This is a genomic window from Micromonospora sp. NPDC003241, assembly GCF_053589795.1.
In genome coordinates, this window is sequence record NZ_JBSFSO010000012.1 from 86,060 (window position 1) to 105,533 (window position 19,474).

The 19,474-nt window shown below is 69.3% G+C and carries 8 protein-coding genes; 5 read left to right on the forward strand and 3 right to left on the reverse strand.

The window, feature by feature from the left end; translation table 11 throughout:
• The first annotated feature begins 227 nt into the window (after window positions 1-227).
• From ACWDVW_RS12980 to ACWDVW_RS12990, 3 genes are read left to right on the forward strand one after another with little or no spacing between them, the layout of a single operon-like run.
• Window positions 228-1,127, forward strand: a complete 900-nt coding sequence (locus tag ACWDVW_RS12980; protein ID WP_449947612.1) for a DUF2637 domain-containing protein — start codon at window positions 228-230, stop codon at window positions 1,125-1,127.
• On the forward strand, window positions 1,124-1,534 hold the full coding sequence (locus ACWDVW_RS12985; protein WP_223884450.1) for a helix-turn-helix transcriptional regulator: 411 nt from the start codon (window positions 1,124-1,126) through the stop codon (window positions 1,532-1,534). The genes ACWDVW_RS12980 and ACWDVW_RS12985 overlap by 4 nt, the downstream gene beginning before the upstream one ends.
• Window positions 1,531-3,006 carry a tyrosine-type recombinase/integrase gene (locus ACWDVW_RS12990; RefSeq protein ID WP_449947614.1) on the forward strand — a complete coding sequence of 492 codons (1,476 nt, stop codon included), beginning with the start codon at window positions 1,531-1,533 and terminating at the stop codon, window positions 3,004-3,006. Before ACWDVW_RS12985 ends, ACWDVW_RS12990 begins: the two co-directional genes overlap by 4 nt.
• A 74-nt stretch (window positions 3,007-3,080) precedes the next feature.
• On the opposite strand, the gene ACWDVW_RS12995 is transcribed toward ACWDVW_RS12990, so the two are convergent.
• The 3 genes from ACWDVW_RS12995 to ACWDVW_RS13005 are packed head-to-tail and all read right to left on the reverse strand — an operon-like array spanning window position 3,081 to window position 10,114.
• A complete protein-coding gene (locus ACWDVW_RS12995; protein WP_449947617.1) occupies window positions 3,081-5,660 on the reverse strand; it encodes a pPIWI_RE module domain-containing protein in 2,580 nt (859 codons plus the stop codon).
• Complete coding sequence (locus ACWDVW_RS13000; RefSeq protein ID WP_449947619.1) at window positions 5,661-9,005, reverse strand: pPIWI_RE_Z domain-containing protein; 3,345 nt, start codon at window positions 9,003-9,005, stop codon at window positions 5,661-5,663. It abuts the gene before it with no gap.
• Window positions 9,002-10,114, reverse strand: a complete 1,113-nt coding sequence (locus ACWDVW_RS13005; protein WP_117230554.1) for a pPIWI_RE_Y domain-containing protein — start codon at window positions 10,112-10,114, stop codon at window positions 9,002-9,004. The genes ACWDVW_RS13000 and ACWDVW_RS13005 overlap by 4 nt, the downstream gene beginning before the upstream one ends.
• A 930-nt stretch (window positions 10,115-11,044) precedes the next feature.
• Here ACWDVW_RS13005 and ACWDVW_RS13010 point away from each other — a divergent pair.
• Window positions 11,045-16,969 carry a DEAD/DEAH box helicase gene (locus tag ACWDVW_RS13010; protein WP_449947622.1) on the forward strand — a complete coding sequence of 1,975 codons (5,925 nt, stop codon included), beginning with the start codon at window positions 11,045-11,047 and terminating at the stop codon, window positions 16,967-16,969.
• Window positions 16,966-19,365 carry a hypothetical protein gene (locus ACWDVW_RS13015; RefSeq protein ID WP_117230556.1) on the forward strand — a complete coding sequence of 800 codons (2,400 nt, stop codon included), beginning with the start codon at window positions 16,966-16,968 and terminating at the stop codon, window positions 19,363-19,365. The genes ACWDVW_RS13010 and ACWDVW_RS13015 overlap by 4 nt, the downstream gene beginning before the upstream one ends.
• The last annotated feature ends 109 nt before the right edge of the window (window positions 19,366-19,474 follow it).

The following is a 19,474-nucleotide window of genomic DNA, read 5'->3' on the forward strand; positions in this document are numbered from 1 at the left end:
ATGGTCGCGCGCTCACCACGGACGGTCCGGCGGCTTCCTCTCCGGGATCACGGTCCCGGACGACGCCGCCTGGACCGTCCGCGTAAGTGTCCAGTTCTACCTGGCTGGCGGACGAGCCTTCGCCTCAGTCCGGTCCGGGGAGGTGGTCCGTCACGAACGCACCGACGTCTGACCCGGACGGTGGTCCGCGCAGCAGCCGCGTCGAGGGCGCCGTCCAGATCGTGATCATGCTGGCGATCGGCGGGGCCGCTGGTGCGGCCAGCTTCACCCACGTCCACAACGTCGCCGCCGCCCACGGCCAACCCGGATGGCTGGCCTGGGCCGACGCGATCGTCCTGGAGCTGATGTCCATCGCCTCCGGCCTGGAGCTACGCCGCCGCAAACGCGCCCACACCTCGACAGTGTTCCCCGCGAGTGTGCTGGCCTGCGCGGTCACCCTTTCGCTGGCCGCGCAGGTCGTGGAGGCCGAACCGTCACCGATCGGCTGGACCGCCGCAGCCGTGCCCGCGCTCGGCTTCCTCGTCATGGTCAAGATCGCCCTCGGCTACGCCGGCACCACGACCCCAACCAACGCCGCCCGGACCGCGGACCACCTGCCGGACCAGCCCACGCACACCACGCCCCCGAGCGGACCGGCCGAGCCGACGCGGTCCGGCGGGACGGCAGGGCGGCGGTCCGCCACGCGGACGAGCGGCCTGGCAGAGGTCGCTCATCAACCTCACGGACGGAACCGCCGTCACCGCAACGCCGGCAGGGGACGGTCCGCGCAGCCTGGTGACGTGGCCAAGTTGCTGCCGGCGGCGCGCCGCGTCCGCGACCACCTCGCCGCGGACGGGCAGGCCCTGACCCGGGCGGCGCTCGCCGAAGCCCTCCGTGGAATAGGCCACACCGTGTCCAACACCCGGGTATCCGAACTCCTCAAGACCCTCAAAGCTGAGGCAACCTCGCCGCCCGCGCCGCAGGACTCAACTCCACCGGTGAGCCTGTCACCACGACCGCCATCAAGTCGGCAGCAAGCGACTCACGCGATCGCGTACGGCGGCACGAGGCTGCCCCCACCAGCAAGCCATCTCGAACCCACGCATCCCAGACATCCATTGAACGGGCAGGAGAACCCCGAATCATGAGCACCAACGTGAACCCCACCGAGCACGACACCACGACAGACATCACGCCCACCGCAGCCACGCCCGCCAGCGAAGTATGGACCGTCGACCGCGTCCGCACCCTCGGCGTGACCACCACCCTCGCCACCGCCGCATCGGTCCTCGGGATCAGCCGATCCCAGGCCTACCGGCTCGCCGCCACCGATACCTTCCCCGCGCCGCTGATCCGCGCTGGCAGCCGCATCATCGTCCCGGTCGCCGGACTCCTCCACCTCCTGCTACTCCACGACGACCCCGCCCCGGCGGGCGGTGGCCGGCGACTTGAACCCGACCCGAAGGTGAGCGTGGATGCGACGACCCCGCCACCAGCGGATTCCACCCATCACCGCTGGCGGCACCATACGAAGCATCCAGGAGACTACGAGTGAAGGGATCCACCTTCAAACGCTGCGGCTGCCGCGACAGCGTCACGGGCCGGCGACTGGGACGCTCCTGTCCCCAGCTTCGCCGGCCCGGCGGCGGCTGGTCCCGCACCCACGGCCACTGGCACTGGCAGATCGAAATCCCCGCCCGCGCCGACGGCACCCGCCGCCCACTCCGCCACGGCCCGTACGCCACCCAGGCCGACGCCGACGCGGTCCTGGATCGTATCCGGGCTGCGCTGGCCGTCCCCGATCCCACCGATCCGCACACCACCGTCACCACCGGCGACCTCATCGAAACCGCCGTCAAGACCGGCGCGCCCGTCCCCACCCCCGATCAGATCCGGCGGGCGCTGCACCTGGACATCACCCCGACCGAGCTGCCCACGATGGAGGCGTACCTCACCGACTGGCTTGCCGGACGCAAGAACATCAAGGCAGGCACCGTGCGCTCCTACGAAGGGCACATCCGGCTATACCTGATCCCGCACCTCGGCCACCTGCGCATCGACCGGCTCCGCCCCGGCCACATCGACGCCATGTACGACGCCATCGCCGAACGCAACACCACCATCACCACCCTGCGCGCCAGCCGCGACCCCGCGAAGCGCGACCAGGTCAAGAACCAGCGGATCGTCGGCAACCGGACCCTGCACCTGATCCACGCCACCCTCCGCAAGGCCCTCAACGACGCGATGCGCCGCCACCGCTACATCGACACCAACCAAGCCCTCATGGTCGAACTACCCACAGCCCGACCACCCAAGCCCACCGTATGGACCGACCAACGCATCCGCACCTGGCGCGACACCGGCAAGACCCCCAGCCCCGTCATGATCTGGACCCCCGAACACACCGGCAGATTCCTCGACCACACCCACGACGCAAACGACCGGCTCTACGCCCTCTACCACCTCATCACCTTCACCGGCCTCCGACGAGGCGAAGCATGCGGCCTGCACTGGGACGACCTCGACCTCGACAACCAGACCCTCACCGTCCGCTGGCAACTCGTCCAACACGGCTGGGCTACCGCCATCGACACCCCGAAGACCAGCGACAGCGAGGCCGCAGTCGCCCTCGACGCCGAAACTGTCACCGTCCTGCGCGCCCACCGCACCCGGCAACACCGCGAACGCCTCGCCGCCGGAACCGCCTGGACCAAGACCGGGCTCGTCTTCACCACGCCCACCGGTGGACGGCTCCACCCCGCCGACGTCACCGACCACTTCCACCACCTCACCGCCCAAGCCGGACTACCACCCATCCGGCTTCACGACCTCCGCCACGGCGCCGCCACCATGGGCCTCGCCGCCGGCGTCCAGATGAAAGTCATTTCCAACCGACTCCGCCACTCCAGCCCACACTTCACCGCCAAGTTCTACGGCGACGTCCTCCCGGAGTTGTCCCACGCCGCCGCCGAGGTAACAGCGGCTGTGGTACCCCGACGGCGGGGCAGCGGAGCGCAATCGGCATAGGCCGCCGGGCCCAGCGGCAGATGCTCGCGGTCGTGGCCTCCCTCGCCCAGAGAGGGCCAGGGAGGCCACGGCCCCTACTCGTCCCCGAGAACCTCTTGCGAACCGAGGTCAGTGATCTTGGTTGGCAGAAGGTACTCCTCGATCTGCTCTGCGAGATGAAGCGGCCATGGCAGAACGGTGGTGCCCCGGACGTACGGTGCTGCATCCCGCAGCTCGTGCGCCAGCGCCGCCCAGTGCTCGGGCTGGTCGCCATCCTGAAGTCCCGCCACAAGTAGCTCGATGAACTGCGGGTTCCACACCTGGGCCTTTGGCTTCGGGGCAGTGAGCTTGCCGTTGTGCTCGCCGGGGACCAGTTTCGACATGCCCTTCAACGCCCCGGAGTGCGTGCTGGGTTTGCCCGTAGTGCTGCCGTACACCCGAGGGACCAGGAAGCGCCACAGACCCTTGGGCTGGCCTGTGCCATCATCGGTCACGCCGTAGCACTCCGGCGTCTCGCCACCTTCGGCAGTGCGAACGCGCACATGGCGCAGGCCGGACAGCTTGCTGATCGGCTGAGGTTCAGCGGCGCCGAAGCCGAGGCTGTCGAGCTGGATACGGCCATTGGTGAGGGTGTTCCAGACGCCGCGCAGGTTCTGCGCATGGGTGAGCAGCAGGGTGTCGGGGAAAGCGCTGGTGGCCTCATCAATGACGTCCTTGGCGAACCGGACCACGTCGTCGGGGCCGCACTTGAGGTCCACGTTGACGTACTGCTTACCGATGTCCACGAGCCCGGTATGCAGAGGCTGCCAGGGCACCTTGGGCGCACGGACTTGCACATGCTGACCGGTGGGGTTGACGAGCACAGCGACCGGGACCTGTCGCGCGAGCCCCCAGACGCGTCCCTTGTTCTGGCGAATCATCCAGATGGCCAGGAGGGCAGGCTGCCGGAGCAGGGTATTCCGCGCCGGCCCAGGCAGCGGTTCGGGGCGTACGCCGAGCTGCCGGAACAGATCATCGACGGCGGCGGCGAACCGCTCTCGGTTCGGGTCAGAGGGCTCCCTGCCCTCATGGGCACGAGGGGGACGCTTCGGCTCGGCAACCGGGGTGACGAACTGGCTGAGCCGTCCCGTCCGCAGCAGGCCATGCCGGATGGCGAACTTGGGATCGTCGCCGCGTTGCCGGCCCTGATACGCGTCGGGGTGGGCGATCTCGACCAGGGCGATTGTCGGGTTTGCCGCCTGGCCGAGCGTGTCGGCGATGTGCGCGATGCGGGCCTCCACCGCGGCCTGGGGCCGGCGTCCGACCCGGTCAAGGTCGGCGCGGATCGTGGGTGCTGCCAGCCGCCGAATCCCGATGGTTACCGCGCCAAGGTCGACGTGAGATCCGGCCTCGTCAAGCTGCTCGGCACGGGGCATCGGGACACCGAGACGGGTGGCGAGCCGGTCGAGGGCGTATTGTGTGGCGCGGTCGGTGTCGGTGAGCAACTCGATGTCCAGGCGCGGCCCGACGATCTCATTGAGATAGGTGGCCGAAACCCGACTTCCGCTGATGCCGCCAAGCCCTTTGTACACAGTGCACTTTTCGCGGGGGAGCGCCGTGGCCGGACGGAGGTGTGGGGTGAGCTCGTTGATGACCCAGTCCATCAGCGGCTGGCGATCGGCGACCGACAGCCCGGCGCTGACCTTCTCAGCCGACAGCATGCCAGTGCTGTAGACCAGCGCAGCTGCGTCGCCGTGGCGCTGCAGGTAGTCCAGTGGCTTGTCGACCAGCTGCTGCGGGTCGGGCAGGCGATTGAGACAACCGGCTTTCTTCAGTACCCTCGCGAGGGCGTCGTCCCAGCGTGGCCCATAGCTGCTTGAGCCGTCCCTCTCAGTCACCTTGACCTGCTTGATCCGCGCCGTGCCGAAGTGACGAGAGTTCTCCAGGCCGGCCAGATACGGCACGGTCGGCGCCAGGTACACCGAGTGGCCGTGGTCGAAGGCGAGCTTGCCCCGCACGGGCATCCAGCGCCGCACCCCGTACGACAGATAGACCAGCAGCTCATCACTGGTGGGCAGGGTCTGCACGCTGACGCCGATCTTGACCGAGAACGGGGTCTGGTCCTCGATCCGCTCCGGCGGCCAGGACATGATCTCCGCGCCGTCGGCGCTCGGACAACGCAGGAACCGCAACTCGTTATGCGGGCAAGTCGCGCCCGGGCGAGACAACGTCGCCGCGATCTCCATCGGAAGCAGGCGCATGGCGCGCTGTCGATCTTCCGGCCCGGTCAGGTTGAGGTGAACCGGCGACCAGGTGAGGTGGCTTGCGTGCAGCTGGGACAGGGTCAGGGAGATCTGCTCCGGGGTGCCCTTCTGCGCGCGTACCCACGCCGCGACCAGGTTGAAGATGGCCGCCGGGTTCACCGCGCGGTATGCGAGCAGCCACTCCTGGTCGTCGTCGCCACGTCCGGCGTACGGAAGCGTGACGACGCAGTCGGGGACGAGGGCGGTGATCGCGTCGTTGAGTGAGGCGATCGGGATGCTGGCGACGTCGCCGCCGCGCTGCGCCTGGGCGAGCCGGCGCAACGGCTCCTTCCAGCGGCCTGGGAACCGCATGAGGTGGTAGGTGCGCTGGATCGGGGCTTCGGGATCGAGACGCAGGACGGTGACAGCGAGGTCGTCGTAGCGGGGTGCCATTCAGTGGTCTCCCATGTTGGTGAGTGCGCGGTACAGAGGTTGGTAGAGCGCCTGGACCAGGTGCCGATCGGTGTTGGCGCCGGTGGGTTCGAAGTACGGGGTGAGCACCTCGCGCATGCCGTGCAGCAGGCTGGTGCTGGCGTCGTCGAGGTCGGTGTCGGTGTCGCTTCTGCGTGCGGTGACCGGTGCGAAGGCGGCGTCGCAGAAGTAGACCTTCGCGGCTTGGCCGCCGCGTAGAAGCCTGCCGACGACCTGCCAGATGGTTACGAGTTGGGTCCAGGCCACGCGTTGGCGTTCGTCCGTGCCGAGCTGGCTGTAGGCGACCAGGGCGTGCAGCAGCCGCCGCCACTGGCGCTGCGCGGCTCGGCGTCGCTGGCTGCCGGCACCTGCGAGGCGTTCGTGTGCCGGGCAGTCGTCGTCGAGCGGGTGCGGGCGTAGTTGTTCGAGGGCGTATTGGTTGATCCGCTGGGTGACGTAGCTGAGATCCTTCGGCCGTGGGTGGGGACGTACCAGGAAGAACGCGGCGCCGATGGCGGCCACGCCGTCGTTGTTGAGGATGTTGTGCCCGCGCTCGACGGCCAGGATGGGGGCGACCAGCAGCCACGCGTTGTCGGTGCCGAAGTCCGCGACGTCACCGCGGCGCAGCAAGTGGCCGTCGTCCCAGCCAGTTTCCAACTCGTCGTCGCCGATGAGGCAGCGCACCTGCCCCTCCCAGGAGGCCTTGCGCCGAAGTAGCTCGTTGGTGACGGTGCGGGCCTCGGCGTAACTGCCGACCAGCAGCATGACCTTCTGCCGGCCGGGCGGCAGGGCGGCTCGTTCCCGCTCCAGGCGGTTCGGTCGCCCGGGACCCGCGCCGGGCTGGGTTAGGGCTGCGACCATCTGCCGCAGGGCGCTCGTGCGTTCCTCCCCGTAGCGGCCGGACACCCAGATCGGTGTACTCCGTTCGCCTTGGTGCTGGATGTCCAGGGCGAATGTGGTCTCGGAGATGGCGGCGAGTTTTTGCGGTGACGGGCGCAGGATCGCTTCGACCGGCACATCAATGTGGTAGCGAGGCGAGGTTCCGGCCCAGCTGGTCCCGGACAACAGCAGTACGTTCGGGCCCGGCCCGTCGGCGGGAAATAGGTCGGGCAGGCCAACCAACAGGGCCCGCCCTACGCCCGTGTAGCGGAAAAACCGGAACTCGCCCAGCTGGCCATCACGGCGGTCGGTCTCGTCCTCGACGTACTGGAAGCCCAGTACGTTGCCCATCGGGGACTCGGGTACCGCGACGGCGAGGTCGCTGGGCGGGCGGCGTACCTCCGCCGGAAGCGTGTCGAACATGTCCAGCTCGGCCGCGACTTCCGGCCAGATAGCGAGCATGAGGTTGAGCCGGTGAGCCATCACCGCTACGGCGACCGCCAGCTCCAGCCGCCACACGTTGCGGTCGAGCTCCGCTGGTGCGATCTTCCTACCTTCGACCAGCTCTCGATCGCTCAGCTCGGTCAGCCACTGCCGGACGGCGTCTTCCCGCGTCTCCTCTTCGGTGTCGGACAGTTGCGCCTCGGCCAAGGTGGCTAGACCCCCGGCGACCTCGCCGGATGCTCTGGTCGGGTCGTCGATGAAGGCGTTGAACTGCTCGCGCAGCAGCTTGTAGAGCTCATCGTTGTCCCAGCCGGGGTCCGGCCTGCGGCCCTTTGCCGCGGCGTAGCCGGCCCAGTCCTGAGCAAGGCTATTGAACAGGGTCCATGCGGTGAAGTAGTCGGGGTCGAGCCAGTTCAATACCGGCTTGCCGGCGCGAACCCGGTCTCGTTGCAGCAGTTGGTAGATGATGTCTGCTGCGGATCGAGCCTGGTTCAGTGCCGTGGTGAACCGCCGGATCTGCCGGGAACTGACCGGTGCGCGGCCGGTTGCACGCAACTTTTCCGCCACCCGCGCCCCGATCTCGTCGATCCACGCTTCCTGGCTGGGGCCAAGCAGTACCTGGGCGCTGGCGAACATCTCATCGAGGTTTGCCTGCACCTGGTCTGCCTCGTCGACCAGGATCAGGTCGCTGCGCCGCCACGCCGCCTCCAGGTACCGCAGCTGCTCGTGGCTCAACGGTCCGGGCACAGGGGTGTGCACAAGACTCCACGGCGTCGCGATCCACACGTTCGCCGTGACCAGCCGGCGCGCGGCCTCATGCCGCTGGCATCGATGCCACAGGGGACAGGTGCGCCGTGCCCCGTCCCGCCAGCCATCCACCGGCGCGTCCGGATCCGTCTCGATCAGGTGCTGGCAGGGCGCCTCGCGTACCTCAAGTGGGGTGGCCTTGTCTCGGACCGCATCGAGCGGGCAGGCCGTGCTGACCAGGTCGAACCCGTACGGCTCGAGGGGTAGAAGCCGGCCGGGGGCCGGCGGCTGGAGCCGATGCAGCCGTTCCGCATGCCGAGTGCGGTTCTGCCCCATGACCGGCGCCGCCACCACGCCGTCGTACCAGGACAGCTCGTGCGCCATGCGTAGGGCTGCCGAGTTGTCGCCGACCACGATCGTCACCCGGAGGCCGTGCTGCGCTGCCCAGGTCGCCAGGATCGCCACGAGGGTGCTCTTGCCGACGCTGACCATGCCGACCATGTGCAGGACCCGGTCGATGCAAAGGGTCGTGGCGTCGCCGAAGGTGTCGTCGGCCAGCCGGACCTGCAGCGTGATGTCCTGCAGGCGTTCCTCCCACCGGTGAGAGGAACGTCCGGCCTGCAGATCGGCGGCGTCCATACCTCGGGCGGTCTCCACCAACTCCTGCCACGTGACCTCGATCGGTGCACGCGTCCGGACGGCCAGGTCATGCAGAGCCGGAGTCGGCGCGGGTGGGAGGTTGTCCGGCACGGTCAGGCCGTGACCACGCGCCGTGGAGCTCATGCGGTATCGGCCGGGTGCGGCGAACCGGACGCCGGTGGTGGCGAAGGGCAAGGGCTCGGTGAGTAGCTGCTCGTACCAGTCCCACCGGTTGGTCGCCACGCTGCACTGCCGGCGTACCGGTCGGCCGAGCGAGTCCAGGTGGTAACCCCGCACTGTCTCAGGGGCAGACCGGTAAGCCCGCAGCAACTCGTCCCACCCGTAGGGGCGTTGGCTGCGCCACAGCAGGGCTCGCGCGTTGGCGAGCCGGACCGCCGCGTCGGCTGGTGGGCGCGGAACCGAGTCCCACAGCGCCCGGTAGCCGTCGAGCAACGCGGGTACTCCGCTGGCGGCCTGGTCGGCGGCGACTGTTTCCAGCAGATACAGGCACAGTTCGGTGTCCATCAGCCGGGAGGGTGAAGGCTGGTCGCCGGTCGGGGTGTAGTGGCCGCGCAGTGCGCGGGTGAAGCGGTTGCGGATGGTGTTGATATGCCTCATGCCTCGGCCTCCACCCGCCGCTTCACGGCACCGATGAACTCCGCCTCGGAGACCGCCACGATTCGCTGGCCCGGCCGCACCTGGGGGCACGCCTTCCGCAGCCGTGCCACGTACCGCGGATGTGCCTTGACCTGCTCCTGGCCGATGACGACATAGGCCCTCTCCGCCTCGGGCGACACGGTGAACAGCCGCTCCCGCAGCCGTCGGGCCAGCCGTACCGGGTTGCGCCAGGCCTTGATGTCGGCGACCCACGGTCGTTCCGCGAAGACCGCGATGTCGCACGCGTCGAAGTCCGGCCACAACGCCACCGATACGCCGAGCTTCCCGATCGCGTCGGCGATGCGCAGCTCTGCACGACCCGGTGCGGTGATGAAGGTGCGGAGCTCACGCCGCAACCACCACACGCCCTCGCTGGCGGGGTGGTCCGTCCCGGTCGTACCGGGTGCCGGGCAGGTCTCGTCCTCGCAGACCCAGGTCCGGTCGTCATCCAGTGGCAATCGAAGACCGCTGCACCCGCCGCAGGTCCGGATCACGCCATCCGCCATCGCCTCCGGTGGTGCCTCCACGTACGCCTGCCGCACCTCATCCGCCAGCAGCGCCAAGTCAGGATCGGCCAGCCGTGCGTCGAGCTCCATCGCCGCGATCGCCGGCTGTCGGATCAGGAGCTCGCGGAACGCGATGTAGGACTGCGGTGCGTTGTGGGCCCGGGACTTGTCCATCACCGCCCGCAACAGCGCGTTCTCGCGGATCTCGCCTTCGACATCCCCACGGAGGCTGCCGAGTTCCTCGCAGGCCGCCGTCGGGCGGCCGTAGATGAGCAGCGCCTCGTCAGGGTCGACGTCGGTGCCGGTGAGGTCGATCTTCCAGTCGCTGAACGGCTCCTGTGCAAGCTGAAGCAGCTCCACCACGCTGGCCGGCGCGGGCGCGCCCTGATGCCAGGCGAGCAGGGTCAGCCGGTCCAGCGCGAGCTGCAGGTTTGCCGGGTACGGCAGCCGGAACGCGTCACCCGATGCGGTCTGCTGGGCGTACTCGAGGATCCCGCTTGCGAGCTGCGCAACAGCAACCCGCGGGATGGGCAGCCATGACGGGTCTGAAGGTGCATCGATCATATGTGCACTCCGCGTGAGTGAGACGTAGGCAAGGCGGGGTGACTTCCATTGGACCGCATCGGTATGACAACCAGACAGCCCGATACATATGCGAAGCGTATCCGTATTAGGCGGCCGATGTGGGCCCGCGTGCTCACGTATGCAATTGGAGTCCTCAACCCATCCGAAAGGTCAACTCCGTCTTGATCTTCGAACTGGCATTTGTGCTGCCTGCCCAGAGGGAGCTTGAACCGCGATCGGAATTCTGACTTGAGAAGGCCGACTGCGTCTCGAAGCAATGCAAATTTCTGTCGGTAGCCCGACCGAAGTCCCCGCTTGTCATCCGTGGCTGTTGGGATAGCCGATTTGCCGAGCCGGGTTCGCGGTGTCCGGTCGGCAGCCAGGTCCCCCGAGGACTGGGCCGGGTCGTTCACGTCGCGGATCGTTCCGAAGCACGTCTGCAGTTAGACGGATGCCACGAGGCGATCCTTGTAGGACGCCGACGTGTCTCGAGCCGGGCGCTTGCGGTTCATCGGCGATGCGTACGTCCTGTTTGTCTTCTTCCCGACACAACTTCGGTCCTGCAGCCCCTCCCCGCGAACCGTGCAGTCTCGTTACAGTACGCACTCATCGTGATCGGCAGCGCATCAGTCGCTGTAGATGTCACCTCACCAGCAAGATCTCCAACGGTGGCTGCTCGTACTAAGTGCCCTGCAGGAGTTGAGCGGCCACGGTGGCAGTCGCATGCAGGGTTGATAGGACGAATCGGAACGTGCGATAGACGAGCAGGTGTCAACGCCGCACGCCGGGGCGGTGTGCCGAACGGACGGAAGGAACGGCACAACGGACGGAGCAGGGAGCCGCGAGGAGCAACTCGCGCGGCTCATCTCGGACGTCGGACCCTGTAACGGCGGCCAGGTTCTCGAGGCCGCGCGGCAGCGCTGGCCGGCGATGACGCAGGCGCGACTTCAGAGGATCACCGCTTCGGCACTCAGTGCTGGGCTCATTCACGAAGACAACGGCATCCTCAGGGCAGCCGATGCGCCCGCAACCCCACACCCGTCCGGGCATCGATCGGCGGGGACTGCGCAGGTTCCCCGGGCTGTCGTCGTCGACGTCGAAGCTGTTGTGCGTCCCACTGCGGATCACCCCGACGGGGACCGGCGTATCTACCAGATCGGTGCGGTGCGGTTGTCGTCGGAACGGCGCTGGGTCGAGGAGTCACCACGCTTCACCGCCTGGGTGCGGCTGCCGGACGTTGACTGGGAAGAGCAGCTGCGGTCCGCGGCCGTCCGCGACCAGTACGCCGCACACGCGATCCCTGTCGAGCAGGCGCTGCACGATCTGCGGGACTACTTGACGGACGCGGACGTCCTCGTGGCCTACAACGGCATCAGCGCCGACTTTCCGATGCTCGACGATGCGGCCACCCGCGCTGAGCAGCCACCGATCGGCGCGCTGCGCCGAGCCGACGCGTTGTACCTCGCCCACGCGGTCTGGCCGACCGCCCGTTCCCATCGCTTGGCGGAGCTCGCCGACGAGGTAGGTGTCGGCCGGTCCGGGCTGAGCTGGCACGACGCCGCAGACGATGCCGACCTGACAGCCCGGCTGCTGCGGCACGCCGCGAACACCGTCTCAGGCTGGGACGGGCCGTTGCGGGATCTGCTGCTCGCCGCCGGTGCCGGGTCACCTGCTTGGGACCTGCTCGCGTCGCTGCTATCCGCACCATCTGGTCGGCCGGCCGCGGACGACGGCTCGGTCGCCCAGGTGCTCGCGGACGTGCTCGGCAGTGGCGACCTGCGGCAACCAACCCGGCGTGGCCGACCCGTACCGGAGAACCTGACGGTGCCGGAGCGACTGTTCGACCGCACCGGTCACGTGGACCCGCACGCACTCGCCCTGGCGGCCGCGCACGGTTCGGTCGAACGCCGGCCGGCGCAGCAGCACATGGCCGAACTCCTGGCCCGCCAGGTCGACGCTGGCCGGGATGCGCTGTGTGAAGCACCGACGGGAACTGGTAAGAGCCTCGCGGTTCTCGCCACCGCCCTCGACTGGCTCGCCAGCAACTCCCGCCGACGGGTGGTCCTGGCGACGTTCACCAAACAGCTGCAGACCCAGCTAGCCGCCGACATCACCCGGCTCGCCATGGTCGTGCCCGGCCTCGACGACGTCGCCGACCTGGTGAAAGGTAAACGCAACCGGCTTTCACTGCGGGCACTCGTCGCCGCGCTCACCGACGCGGTCGCCGTGGCCGCCGGAGCAAGCCGCCGGGATCGCCGGAACCGGTTCGCCGCCCACCCGGGCTACCGGGAGCTGCTGGTGTACCTGGTCCAGCGGCTGGCCACCGCGACATCGGCGCAGCAGGCGTGGGTGGCACGAAGTGTCGACACCGCCGACATTCCGATCTTCCTCGCCGAGTACATCTCGACGACAGCCGGCCCGCTGCTGGGGTTGTGGCTGGGCAGTGTGAGCCAGGAGTCCGACGACTACGGGCCCGGCTCCGCGTCGCCGCTTGCCCATATGACCGACACCGTCGGCGAAGCGCTGGCCAACAATCGCCTCGTCGTCGCCAACCATGCGCTGCTGCTGAGCAACCCGGACGCGTTCGCCGACGACACCCTGCTCGTCGTCGACGAGTCGCACTCCCTCGAACACGCCGCGACAGGAGCCGCCAGCGCCGAGGTGGACTATCGGGCGGTGGAGAACCTCGTTGCCGAGCTGCGTCGCTGGTTTGCCAGCCAGCGCGGGGAACCGGCAGCGCTGGGGGAGCAGATCGCCGACCTGGAGGCGATGCTCGACACTGAGGTGATGCCACGGGCCGCGCAGGCGGTGTTCGACGCCGCCGGCGGAGAGCCGGGCAATCGCGCGGCGACCCTGGCGAGCCCGTTCGGTGGGCTCGGCGGCAGCGCCTCGGCGCGGCAGCTGCTCGCCCGGGTGGAACGCCTTGCCGTCGTCGCCGGGCTCGTCTACCGGCAACTGTCCGGTCACCTCGGATCGGAGCAGATGCAGGCGGCGTCGTGGTGGGAACGGGAACGGGCGACGTCGCTTGCCAGCAGGGTGTGCACCCTGGCCGAAGCAGCCGACCAGATCGTCACCGATGCCCATGCCATCCTCGACCCTCCCCGCCCCGACGCAGGGAACGCTGCTGGGCAGCCGGGCACGCCAGCCGACCAAGCTGCCGGCAGCGGTGGGGACGACGCTCCGGGCGCCGACGACCATGAGTCGGGGGAGACCGAAGCGCCGATGGACCCGCTCGAGGAGCGCCTCGGCGAGGTCGGCGCTGACGATGCTGGGCCGGACCTCACGCCGGACGACTCCGCATTGGCGCCGGTGGTGTCGAACCGGGTCGTGTTCGCCACCGAACTGGAGCTGGAAGGCCTGAGTGTCTCCGCCCGCCGGTACGCGTTCACCGTGACGTCCGCGCCGATCGAACTGGCCCACGACCCGCAGTGGAGGCTCGCCCGGTCGAGGTTCGACCGGATCTTCTACGTGTCGGCGACGCTGCAGGTGTCCGGCCGATGGGACTACATCCGCAGTCGGCTCGGACTGGGATCCGACGTCGACGCCCACTACCTGCCCGGCCCGTTCGACCTCGCCTCCCAGGCGAGGCTGGTGTGTCTGACCGACTTCCCCAGCTGGGCGGAGCAGGCCGACGGTGCGGTCCGCACCGTCGCCCACCACCTCACCGGCTACGCCCGAGAGGTCACCCGCCCGGAAACCGCCGGTGATTACGGCAGCGCGGCCACCGGTGCGTTCACCGGTGGTGCGCTGGTGCTGACCACGTCGACACGGGCGGCGTCGGCGATCTCCGAACGGCTGCTCGCCGAACTGCCCGCGGTCGCGCCGGACGTCCCGGTCGCGGTCGCCCCGATCCTCGGCAACGCGCGGGCGGCGCGGGCGTTCACCGAAACCGGAGGGTTCTGCGTCGCGACCCGCGGGATGTGGCAGGGGGTCGACTTTCCCGCCGAGCGGCTGTCGCTGGTGTGGATCAACAAGCTGCCATTCGCGCCGTTCGCCGATCCGGTCGTCGCCGCCCGCCGCGCCGCGGTCGCCCGCCGGGCCGCTGACACCGGCCATCCGGACCCGGACCGGGTCGCGACCGAGTCGTACTACCTGCCCTTAGCGGCGATGGATCTGCGGCAGGCCGTCGGCCGGCTGATCCGGTCAGCCCACCACCGCGGTGTCGTGATCATCAGCGACCGCAAACTCGCCGGCCAGACCGCGCTTCGGCGAAGCTACCGGCGGGTGTTCCTCGAGTCGCTCGACCCCGGGCTGCTGGTCGCCGACCCCGACACGGGGGAGGCCGCCGGTGGGAACCTGACGACGATGGCTGACGGCTGGGAGCGGATCTGGCGGTTCCTCGCCGACTGCGGAAAGATCACTGCCGCGCGGGCCGACGAGCTGTGCACCGCTGATGCGCTAGCTGAACACACCCTGCTGCCGGCCACCCGAAAGATTCTCGCCGCCCGCATCGACGACGACACCGAAACCACTGCCCGTGCCGAAGGCAAACTGGGTGACCTGCTCGTCGAACGCTGCTCCCAGATCGCCGGGTACCTGCGGTTCTCCGACGTCCCACTGCAGCTGCGCGACCAGCAGGAGCAGGTGATCCGCGCGGTCGCCGACAACGCTGACGTGCTCGCGCTGCTGCCGACCGGTTTCGGCAAGTCCTACACGTTCCAGCTGCCCGCGCTCGCGTTGACCGGCGTCACCGTCGTCGTGTCACCGCTCGTGGCGTTGATGGCCGACCAGGCCCTCGAACTCAACGCCAGCGTCGGCGGCGCCGTCCGTGCCCTCGTCGGGCCGATGGCCGAATCCAACAGCCGCCGCGGCAAGACGGAGGTCGCTGAACAGCTCACCAGTGTCCACGACCACGGCATCAAGTTGGTCTACATCTCCCCGGAACGGCTGGGCAACCGGCGGTTCCAGCAGCTGCTGCGCACCGGGGCAGCCAACGGGCAGCTGCGGCGGGTCGCCGTTGATGAGGCTCACACGTTCGTGCAGTGGGGCGACGACTTCCGCCCCAGCTTCCGCCGCGCCGCCGGTCTGCTGACTGAGCTGCGCGACCGGCACGGCGTCCGGGTCACCGCGGTCACCGCCACCGCCAACCGTGGGGTGCGCGCCGGGCTGCGCAGCGGCCTGTTCGGTCTGCCCGAGACCCCGTCCGCCGGTGAACGTCTTGTCACCGTCACCGCGGACCCGCTACGGCCCGAACTTGCGATCTACCGGCGGGCGTTCCGGGCCGCCGGTCCGAACGTCGTCGCTGGGCTCGCCGAAACGGTCACCTCCGCCTGCGACGACCATGCGATCTTCTACTGCCTAACCGTCCGGGAGGTCGACACGCTGTACGCGCACCTGCGCGAGTTCGTGGGGGAGGGCGAAACCCGGCGGGTGCGCCGCTTCCACGGCCGGCTGTCGGAGGCGGAGAAAGCGGCGGCCCTCACCGAGTTCCGCGACGCGCCCAAGAAGGGGGAGGAGGGGTACGTTCCGCTGCTGATCGTGGCGACCAGCGCGTTCGGTCTCGGGGTCAACCGTGGCGACATCCGCTGCGTGTTCGTGGTCTCCCCACCCACCGACCTCGCCGGGCTGTACCAGCAACTCGGCCGCGCCGGCCGTGACCAGGCTGGCTGTGACCCCGCGGAGATCACCGCACCGTCGTACGGGCTCGCCCTAGGCACCGGCCGTGGTTTCCGGACCGTCGCGTGGATGATCTCGCAAGGTCTGGCGAACCCGACCTTGCAGCGCATCGGGAACGCGGTCGTGGCCGCCGCCCGGGGCAGCGGAGTGCTCAATCCCGACCACGTCGCCGACATCGTTATCGGCGAGGAGGTCGACGCCGGGTGGATGTCGCTCGACGACGCCCGCAAACCGGCGACGATGACGATGTACCGCACCACGGTGATCCGGGCGCTCGCCGCTCTCGACGCGGCCGGAACGGTCGACGACGGCGGCGACTTCCCGGCGACGGTCACGCTGACCCCGCTCGACGATCCGATCCGCTGCGACGACACCCTCGCCGACGCGGCCGCGGTCTTGCAGCAGCTCGCCGCGACCCGGCCGGGACGTCACCAGCTCACCGACGTCCACCAACAGCTCGCCGCAGCCGTGACCGGCTACGACGGCCTCGCCGACGACGTCGCCGGCACTTGGGCGCTGCTGGCGACCCTGCACGACCTCGGCGTCGTCGACGTCTCCCAGGCCGGCAACGCCCAGACCCTGGTCTCGGTGCGAATGCTCGACCGGACCGGCCGGCTGCCCGCTGACTTCGCCACCCGGATGAACGCCCACCGGGCCCGGTTGAACACCGAACTCACCGCGCTGCGGGACTGGTACGCCGAGCAGGCCCGGTGCGCCAACGTCGGCTTCGCCGAGTACTTCGGTCAGCCTGGGCGGTCGGTACCCGACGGCACCTGCAGCACCGCCGCGTGCCGCTGCTCCACCTGCTGGTCGTCGAGCGCCGACACCACACCGACACCGGCGCTGCTGAACGCGTTGAACACCCCGCGGCCGCGGCCGGCCGCCGACCGTGACGGCGCGCCATACCAGGCGGCGGTCGACCGGTACCTGCGGGCGCTGCTGTGGGACAACTTCCACGGGCTGACCGCCGGGATGCTGCACCGGGTCCTGCGCGGCGACGAAGCCTACCGCGACAGCCGCTCCGGTCGACTGCGACCGCTGTGGCCGCAGCTGCTCTACCACCGGCTGCGCGGCGTCGACCCCGGCATGAAGCTCACCCACGTCACCGACGCGCTCGCCCGGCTCGAAGCCACCGGCGAGGCGGTCCTGACCGACGGCGGCCGGGTCTGGCGGCTTCGCCGGCACGTCGACCGTGACAACGCCCGCGCCGCGGCGCGGCAGGCAGGAGCCGCCCGATGACGATGACCGCGACACCGACATGGCGACCGTTCGACGACGAACCGCTGTTCACCGACGACCTGCTACGCGAGGTCGACGACATCCCCGACGCGGTACGCGCGGCCGTCATCGCCTACCTCGAGCAGGTCGCCCACGTTCGCCGGGCGCCGCTACACACCACCACCGCGTTCAACGCGCTGCACTTCGGCTTCGACCCCCAGGCCCGTGGTTACCAGGCCGCCGTCCTCGACCCCGAAATGTTCGTGCGGCTGACCACCGATGCCGCGACGCCGCCGGCGCTGCCCGTCGGCACGTTCGTGCGCATCGAACGGGGTCAGCAGTCGCTGTGGGCAGAGGTCGTCGCCCGGTTCGGCACCGCCGACGGCGTCCACCCGGACGGGTGGGTCCCTGCACGCCTGTCCGGAGCACCGGCGGTCCTCGACGACACCGGCTGCCGGTCGGAACGGGTGATCGTCGACCCGGAAGCGTTCGGCGCACCACTCACACCCCGGGAACGCACCGAACTTCACCGGCTGCGCCAGCGCGGTGTGCTCCTCGACGAGCGCGGACACCTGACAGGACAGGTCTGCTACCCCGGTCCTCGTCTGGCCGGCCTCGACGACGTCGCCCTGTATGCCCACCATCTGCTCACCGCCGGCAAACCACTACTGGTCGGTGGCCCGCTCGGCGGTCTGCTGATCAACCCGCACGACGACGACACCCTCGCCGTAGCGTTGCAGACGGCGCTGCACACGATCGACAAACTGCTGGACGTCGCACCGCACCTGCGTCGATGGGGCGGCTACGCCACCCCGGTCGACCGGTACCACCAGCGGCGGGAAGACCCTGGCCTGCTGGGCGGGGAAGACCTCGACGACCTGGTCCACACCATCGCACGGTCGGGGACCGGACCACGGTTCACCGGTGTGTGGCCGTTGCTGGCCGGCAGAGTCGACGAGGTGTTCGCCACCGACCCGGGAGACGTCGACGTCGACCCGTTCGAGCTTACCGCGGCCGCCGAAGCGGTCGTGCACGCCAACCTCGCCGTCGCCGATCACGCCACGGCAGCCGTCGACGGGTTGCAGCCGAACGGAGTCCACCTGCGCGTCGACGACCCGTGGCAGGTGGGCGGTGTGTGGCTGGCGCAACCGTCCCCGGTCCCAGCGGACCTGCGCGACGTCGACCCGCTACGACCCCTCGGGCTCGGCTACCACCAGTCACAGCCGCCGTCCCAGAGCACCGATGACGGTACCGGCGCGACCGATCCGGCCGATATCCAGCAGCCGACTGACGACACCGAAGCGATCACCGGCACCCGCACAGATCAGCGGGAACCCGGTCCGGACCCCGACACGACCCACCCGGAACCGGACGACACCGAGACAGAAGAACCCGCCGGAGACGAGGTCGTTGTCGAACACCTCGACGACAACATCGCCGTGTACACCGTCGCGCTGCGACCAATCCACCTCGACAACGACACCCTGCCGGTACCTGACCGGATCGCCGCCATGCTCGCCGACGGCGCCCTCGTCATCGAACTGCACCACGACGGCGACGACCTCGCCGACGACGAGAGGATCCACACGGTCGAACACGGCGACGGGGCGCTGACCGGCGTCGCTTGGCCGCTGTCGTTCTACCCGGGGATCAAGGTCATGGTCTCGCTCGCCCGCGGCGCCCGCAGACTGGCCGCTACGACGACGTTGCTCGAACGGCCGCTGCCCTACGGTGACGAGTTCCGCTGGGACTCCGACCATCGACTGCTTGCCACCGCCCTTGGAATCGACCTCGACCCCGACCCGGCACCCGAGTTGACTGACGGCACCAAGCCGGACGCAGACGACGAACCGGCACCGCCGACGGTGCCGGCGAAATACCAGGGGATCGACCCGCTGCGGCGGCTGATCCTCGCCGCGTTTCGCCGTCACGGCATCGAGGGCACGTTCGGCTCCCGCAGGCTGACCGGCAAACAATTGCTCGGCGTCCTGTTCGGCGCAGACTTCGACAACCCGCCGCTGATGTGGCAGGTGATCTACACCTGTGAACGTCTTGTCGACGCCGGCAAGCTCACCTGTGAACCGAACCCGGGACGTGCCGACAAGCCGGGAAGCGGTGGACCGGACACGTTCGTGTGGTGGCCCAGCCAGTCGGCCCGCCAGCACGCCGACTACGCCGCGGCGCAACAGCGACACGCGGCGCTGCGGGAGCGCACCCGCGAGCATTGGGTGCCGCCCAACTGCCGGGCGCTTCCGCACGGGTACCGCGCCAGCGACCAGGCGAAGGAGAACTATGCCCGGCACGTCCGCAAGGTTTGGGGCCCGAACGCCGACACGAGGCTTCCCGAAGGGTTCACCTTCGTCAATGGGCACCAACGGGGGAGTGATCCCGGTCCATTTTGGTTACCGATGACGTGACACCGACAACGTGACCGTGTCGACGTCATCGATGTCATACCCGGCCGTTCTACTGCCCTTTTCGCCGTCGGCGGCCGCCGACGACCAGCACCGTTTCCAGCGCACAGCC